4 protein-coding genes are annotated in these 3,161 nt (G+C 66.0%); all 4 read left to right on the top strand.

Annotated elements, in window-relative coordinates; translation table 11 throughout:
- Positions 1-84: BrnA antitoxin family protein (locus VMA74_RS21600; protein WP_414649568.1), on the top strand; the 84-nt coding region annotated here is incomplete at its 5' end.
- A gap of 110 nt (positions 85-194) precedes the next feature.
- Positions 195-1,043: a class I SAM-dependent methyltransferase gene (locus VMA74_RS06595; protein ID WP_325365844.1), complete on the top strand. Its 849-nt coding sequence runs from the start codon at positions 195-197 to the stop codon at positions 1,041-1,043.
- On the top strand, positions 1,043-2,263 hold the full coding sequence (locus VMA74_RS06590) for an amidohydrolase family protein (protein ID WP_325365843.1): 1,221 nt from the start codon (positions 1,043-1,045) through the stop codon (positions 2,261-2,263). Before VMA74_RS06595 ends, VMA74_RS06590 begins: the two co-directional genes overlap by 1 nt.
- The gene (locus tag VMA74_RS06585; RefSeq protein ID WP_325365842.1) at positions 2,260-2,961 is read left to right on the top strand and encodes a class I SAM-dependent methyltransferase; all 702 of its coding nucleotides are present in this window, start codon (positions 2,260-2,262) and stop codon (positions 2,959-2,961) included. Before VMA74_RS06590 ends, VMA74_RS06585 begins: the two co-directional genes overlap by 4 nt.
- Positions 2,962-3,161 lie beyond the last annotated feature (200 nt).

Raw genomic sequence — 3,161 nt, 5'->3', positions numbered from 1 at the left:
TTCCGAGGCACGGGCAAGCGTTACCAGACCCGTATCAATCAGGTGTTGCGTGCTTATATGAATGCCCATTCCAAACCCCGCTAGGTTCGGATGCTGGGATTTCAACCCAGCCGGAATAGCGTCGACGCCATTCAACCAAATCCCCCCATACCCGCACTCACGACGTACCCCATGCCAATCCGGCGGAGATCGAAGTGCGTCGTACCTACCAGCTCGAAGCAGGCAGCCCCGCCGCAACGCTCGGCGAAGCACAACTGCTTGATACCCAGCGCGCCTTCGACAGCGTCGCCGCCGATTACGACGGCCCGCGCGGCAACAACGCGCTGATCCAGCGCATGCGCCTCACCCTGTGGGACACGGTGCGCCGCGAGGTGCCTGCAGGCTCGCGCCTGCTCGACCTGGGCTGCGGCACGGGGATCGACGCGGTGGAGTTTGCCTCGCGCGGCTATCGGGTGGTGGCCAGCGACTGGTCGCCGGGCATGGTGGAGCGCACGCGCCTGCGTGCGGAGGCAGTGGGAATGGAAGAGCGCGTGCAGGCCGTGCATGTCGGCGTGCAGCAGCTCGACCAGCTGGAGGGCGGCTTCGGCGGGATCTATTCCAATTTCGGCCCGCTCAATTGTGCGCCGGACATGGTGGCGGTGGCGGATCAATGCGCGCGCCTGCTGCAGCCCGGCGGCAAGCTGGTGTTTTCGGTGATCGGCCGGATCTGTCCATGGGAAGTCGGCTATTACCTGTTCAAGGGCCGCTTCAAGCGCGCCGGCATCCGTGCAGCGCGCGGCGCCACCGCAGTGGGCATGAACCGCCACACGATCTGGACGCATTACTACCTGCCGCGCGAGTTCTATCGCGCCTTTGCACCGCACTTCAGCTTGAATGGCTACCGCGCCTTGAGCCTGTTCATGCCGCCACCGTATCTGGTGGATTTTTATGAGCGCCATCAAGCCGGCTGCGAGTGGCTGGGCAAGCTCGACGACCGCTTCGGCGCATGGCCGCTGCTGCGCGACATGGGCGATCACTTTTTGATCGTGATGCAGCGGCGCTGATGCCATACCGCCATGCCAGCTTGTGCGATGCGGCCACGGTCACGCCCGAAGCGGTGACACGCGCGCCGCTGCCGATCGGGGCAGGGCGCATCGATACGGCGTTGCGCGCGTCGGCCTATCGCGTGGAACTGCGCGACCATTTGATTTTCCCCGGGCTGATCAACGCACACGATCACCTGCAGGTCAACGCCGTGCCGCCGCTGCCCGCGCACGCGCCGTTTCCCAACAGCTACGCCTGGATCAGCGCCTTCCAGGCGCATTTCGAGCATCCAGAGGTGATCGCTGCCTTGCAGGTGCCCAAGGCGCTGCGCATGCGCCAGGGCGCACTGAAAAACCTGCTGGCCGGCACCACCTGCGTGGCACACCACGATCCCTGGCATCCGGCGCTGGATGCCGACGATTTTCCCGTCGCGCTGCTGCGCGATTACGGCTGGAGCTACGCGCTCGGCTGGCCCGGCTATGGGCCGCCGGTGCAGGAAAGTTTCGCCGCTACGCCCTGCGATCGTCCGTGGCTAATCCATTTGGCTGAAGGCACCGATGCCATAGCGCACGCCGAGCTGGCGCAACTGGATCAATACGGCTGCCTGGCCGGCAACAGCGTGCTGATGCATGGCGTAGGCACCAGTGGCGAGGATATCGAGCGAATCATCGCGCACGGCGCCGCGGTGGTGTGGTGCCCGCGCAGCAATCTCAATCTGCTGGGGCGCACGCTCGATCCGCGCCGCTTGTGCGCGGCCGGCCGGCTGGCCTTGGGCAGCGATTCGCGGCTCAGCGGTGCGCGCGATCTGCTGGACGAATTGGCCGGCGTGATCGATCGCTACGGGCTTGATCCGACGCAACTGCTGGCCTTGGTTACCACGCAAGCGGCGCGCATCCTGCGCCTGCCGTCGCGCGGCCATCTGCAGCCGGGCGCAATCGCCGACCTGGTGATCGTGGAAGACCGTGGCGGCGATCCCGTGCGCAGCCTGGTCGGCATCGAGCGCAGCCAGATCCGTGCCGTGGTGCGCGATGGCGTGCCGCGCATCGCCGATCCCGATTTCGCCGAATGGTTTGCGGTGGCTGGCGTGGAGGCGGTGCCGGTGATGCTGGATGGCAAACCGAAACTGCTTGACCGCGCGCTGGCGGACCCGGATCTGCTTGCGCTGGAGCCGGGGCTGGAACGGATGGCTGCACGCCCGATCGAGCCCGCGCTTGCGATGGCCGGTGAGCGTGCCCAATGACGACGCACACATCCGTTCTTTCGCCCGCCGAAGGCTATGCGCTGTGGGCCGCCAATTATCCGGCGCATGCGCACAATCCGGTCATGCAAGCCGAGGAGCGCGCCATGCTCGCGCTGATGCCGGCAGACCTGCATGGATCGAACGTACTCGACGCCGGCTGCGGCAGCGGACGCTACATGTTGCACGCCTTGCGTCGCGGCGCCTCGCGCACGATCGGCGTGGATCTTTCCGATGCCATGCTGCGGCGTGCACATGCCGAGCTGACCGCATGCCGGTTCGATGCCGGCATCGGGCTGGCGCAAGGTGGCATGCACGCGCTGCCAGTGCTCGATGCCTGGGCCGATCTCACCATCAGCGGCCTGGTCGTCGGCCATCTGGAACAACTGCACGATGCGCTGCGCGAGTTGCATCGCGTGACCCGGCCGGGTGGCGCCGTGTTGTGCAGCGACGTGCATCCGATCGGGCCGGCGCTCGGCTGGCAGCGCGACTTCAGGCATGACGGGCAGCGTTACGCGGTACGCCATACGCAGCATCTCTACAGTCACTGGCATGCGGCGTGTAAGGCGTTGGGCTTGACGATCGAGGACGTGCGGGAGCCGATGCTCGATCCGGCGGATATTCCAGCCGGCGCAAGGTTCGATCGCACGGCGCTGGAGGTGCCGGTGGCGTTGGTGTTTCGGCTGAGGAGGGCGCTTTGATGGATGTACTTTTCGGCTCGCTGCGCTCGCACTCCACCCGCAGGGGAAGCAGCACATCGCCACGCAAAACCGTCCCCTCCCCTGCGTGCAGGGGAGGGTTAGGGTGGGGTTGCCTGTGCTTTAGCGCGCCACCGAATTCACCAGACCATGGCTTGCAATGAAAACCATGCCCCCTTCACCCCGCACCCTCCTCATCAATC

This window comes from Dyella sp., assembly GCF_035508675.1.
In the GTDB taxonomy this organism is placed as follows: Bacteria; Pseudomonadota; Gammaproteobacteria; order Xanthomonadales; family Rhodanobacteraceae; genus Dyella_B.
This window is presented reverse-complemented; position numbering and strand designations above follow the sequence as displayed.

Coding starts and splice junctions, on each gene's coding strand:
- VMA74_RS06590 (WP_325365843.1), top strand. CDS start 1,043: ATGCCATACCGCCATGCCAGCTTGTGCGATGCGGCCACGGTCACGCCC.
- VMA74_RS06585 (WP_325365842.1), top strand. CDS start 2,260: ATGACGACGCACACATCCGTTCTTTCGCCCGCCGAAGGCTATGCGCTG.